The organism is Butyricicoccus sp., assembly GCF_050872565.1.
Taxonomy (GTDB): Bacteria; Bacillota; Clostridia; order Oscillospirales; family Butyricicoccaceae; genus Butyricicoccus_A.
The window spans coordinates 1-3,332 of sequence record NZ_JBNMHC010000253.1 but is presented as its reverse complement, the minus strand read 5'-3'; the positions used below and the strand labels follow the sequence as shown (position 1 = coordinate 3,332).

Here is a 3,332-nt window from a genome sequence, read left to right as displayed (position 1 = left end):
CAGCCGGAGCTGGTTATCATTGACACGGACATCCTCGCTTCCCTGCCGGAGCGCATTTTCAACGACGGCATGGCAGAAGTGATTAAATACGGCTGCATCTCCAATCCGGACATTCTGGACATGATTGCTCAGCCGGATTTCAAGAGCAATATGCAGCATATTGTCTATGAGTGCGTCCGCATCAAGCGCGATGTTGTCCAGCAGGACGAGCATGATACTGGTCTGCGTATGATTTTGAACTTTGGTCATACCATCGGCCATGGCGCAGAAAAGGTTGGACATTTCACTGAGCTGACGCATGGTCAGGCCGTTGCCATCGGCATGGTGCAGGCAGCAAAGCTTGGAGCCAAGTTGGGAGAGACCGATTACACCCAGCAAATTACGGAAATCTGTCAGGCACACGACCTGCCGACAGAACTGCCATACCCCATCGAGGATGTATACACTGCCATGCTGCACGACAAAAAGCGTGCCGGTGACAGCATCAATATGATTTTGGTGCATCCGATGGGCACGGCAAACATTCATAAAATCCCGCTGGAGCAGTTACATACTCTGCTCACCGCTGAATAAGGAGAGATCGTCATATGGGTTCTGTTTGGGGAAATGCAGTCAAGCTTTCCATTTTTGGTGAATCACACGGCGGTGGCATCGGCTGTGTACTCGATGGTTTTCCGGCCGGCGTGCCATACGATGAAGCATTTATTCTTGCTGAAATGGATCGCCGCGCACCGGGTAAAAATCGTCAGTCCACAGCTCGTCGAGAAAAGGACCTTCCCAAGGTCCTTTCCGGCATTTTTGAGGGCAAAACCACTGGCGCACCGATTTCCTGCGTCATTGAAAATACCGATACCCGTTCTAAGGATTATCGCAATTTAATCGAACAGCCGCGTCCGGGCCATGCCGATTACACCGGTCGTGTCCGCTATCAGGGCTGCAATGATTACCGCGGCGGCGGACATTTTTCCGGTCGTCTTACGGCGCCGCTGGTATTTGCCGGTGCTATGTGTAAGTTATTCCTGCGCTCTAAGGGCATCGAAGTCGGTTCGCATATTGCTGCCATTGGTCAGATTATGGATACACCGTTTGATGATGTACATGTGCCAACGGAGCTTTTGGAAAAGCTGCGCACGCAAGCATATCCGGTGATTAACCCGCGTGCTGAGGAAGCGATGCTCGCACAGATTGACCAAGCACGAGAGGCACAGGATTCCGTCGGCGGCATCATCGAATGTGCCGTCACCGGCGTTCCGGTCGGCATAGGTTCTCCGATGCTGTCTCCGGTAGAGGGACGTTTGTCTTCTATTCTGTTTTCTGTTCCAGCCGTCAAGGGCGTGGAATTTGGCGCAGGTTTTTCTATCGCAGCGATGCGCGGCTCCGAAGCCAATGACTGCATGTATTTAGACGGCGATACCGTCAAGACGGAAACCAACAACAACGGCGGTATTTTGGGCGGTATCACAAACGGTATGCCGATTATCGTCCGCACAGCGATTAAGCCGACACCGTCTATTTCCCGCGAACAGCAAACCTTGAATCTCACCGACCACAAGGTTGAACCGCTGGTTATCAAGGGACGTCATGATCCTTGTATTGTCACGCGCGCAACGCCAGTCATCGAAGCAGCCGTTGCCGTTGCTGTCACAGACCTGTATATGGAGGCTTACGGATATGCGAGATCTTAACGATGTGCGCCGCGACATCAGCGCGATTGACCATGAAATTTTAAAGCTGTTTCTCAAGCGCATGAAGTGCGCGGAAGAAGTTTCTGATTATAAAATGGAGCACGGCGGTCAGGTTCTCGTTCCGTCCCGTGAGACGGAACTGATGAACACGATGCTGCAAGATATTCCGGATGAACTCAAGCTGGAATACTCTTCCCTGCTGCGCACGACCACGCGCGTCAGCCGCAAGCATCAATACGCGCGAATGCTGGAAGCGGAGCCGCAGCGATTGCAGTTGGATCTCCAGCCGCGCAACAACGATCCGAAAACAGTATATTACGGCGGTCTTCCGGCATCTTATGCTGAAATTGCCGCAACCGATTTGTTTCCGAATGCCGAGCGCATCCCGCAGAACTCATGGGAAGATGTATTTCATGCTGTTTTAGACGGAAAAGCGGATATTGGTGTCGTTCCGGTAGAAAATTCGACAGCTGGAACCGTAAATGAAGTCTACGATCTGTTGGAGCAGTACGGATTATACGTCACACACTCTCATATCAAGCGCATTCGTCACTGTATTGCTGCCTGCAAGGGTGCTTCGTTTGATACCATCAAAGAAGTTCACTCTCACCCGCAGGCGCTGCGTCAGTGTCAGCAGTACATCAAAAAGCACGGCTTGGAAGCTATCGAAGAGAGCAATACCGCCGTGGCAGCGCATGATATTGCACAGAGCGGTGATGTCTCTCGTGCAGCCATCTGCTCGGAAGCCGCAGCAAAGCTGTACGGCTTGGAAATTCTAGAAGAGCATGTCAACGATGCGGATTTCAATCAAACACGCTTTATCGCGGTTTCTCGTTCCATGTCTGCACAGGAGACCGATACACGCGTGAGCCTTGTCTTGACTTTGCCGCATATTGTCGGCAGTCTTTACGGCGCACTGGCTGTGTTTGCCGATTACGGTGTCAACATGACGGAAATCCACTCGCGCCCGCTGCGTGACATGCCTTGGAATTATTGTTTTTACATTGATTTTGACGGAAATCTGCTGCGGCAAGATACCCGCGCATTGATTTATCAGACCATGCAGGAGTGTTCCTATGTTCGCATTTTGGGCTCTTATCCTGTGACACAAGACAGCGAGGTGAAAGCATGAGTTATCCCCTGACTACCGCCCGCGCGCTGCGCGGCGATGTAACTGTCCCTGGTGACAAGTCTATCTCCCACCGCGCGGTCATGTTTGGCGCACTGGCTGATGCCGATACGCATATCACCGGTTTTTTAATGGGTGAAGACTGCTTGTCTACCATCTCCTGCTTCAAAAAAATGGGCGTTTCCATTGATGTTTCTGAAAAAGAAGTTGTCGTTCACGGTGTCGGCCTGCACGGTCTCAAAGCACCAACAGAGCTGTTATATACCGGCAATTCCGGCACGACAACTCGTCTGCTGTGCGGCATTCTCGCCGGTCAGCCATTTTCCTGCACCCTGAACGGTGATGCATCCATCCAAAAGCGTCCGATGGGACGAATCATCAAGCCGCTGCGCGAGATGGGTGCAGATATTTCGGGAAAAGACGGCAATTTATGCCCGCTGAACATTCATCCTGCCCCGCTGCACGGTATTCGTTACGAGATGCCGGTTGCATCGGCACAGTTGAAATCTGCAATTTTG

The 3,332-nt window shown here is 51.9% G+C and carries 4 protein-coding genes; all 4 read left to right on the top strand.

Annotation, left to right across the window (positions count from 1 at the left end; translation table 11 throughout):
* Positions 1–573: 3-dehydroquinate synthase (locus ACR0P9_RS09580; RefSeq protein ID WP_432619585.1), on the top strand; the 573-nt coding region annotated here is incomplete at its 5' end.
* 14 nt (positions 574–587) lie between these two features.
* Positions 588–1,685: a chorismate synthase gene (aroC, locus tag ACR0P9_RS09575; RefSeq protein WP_432619583.1), complete on the top strand. Its 1,098-nt coding sequence runs from the start codon at positions 588–590 to the stop codon at positions 1,683–1,685.
* Entirely contained in the window at positions 1,672–2,817 is a 1,146-nt protein-coding gene (pheA, locus tag ACR0P9_RS09570) for a prephenate dehydratase (RefSeq protein WP_432619581.1), read from the top strand. The genes aroC and pheA overlap by 14 nt, the downstream gene beginning before the upstream one ends.
* Positions 2,814–3,332, top strand: a 519-nt coding sequence (locus ACR0P9_RS09565) for a 3-phosphoshikimate 1-carboxyvinyltransferase (protein WP_432619579.1), incomplete at its 3' end; no start/stop codon positions are given. The genes pheA and ACR0P9_RS09565, both read left to right, overlap by 4 nt.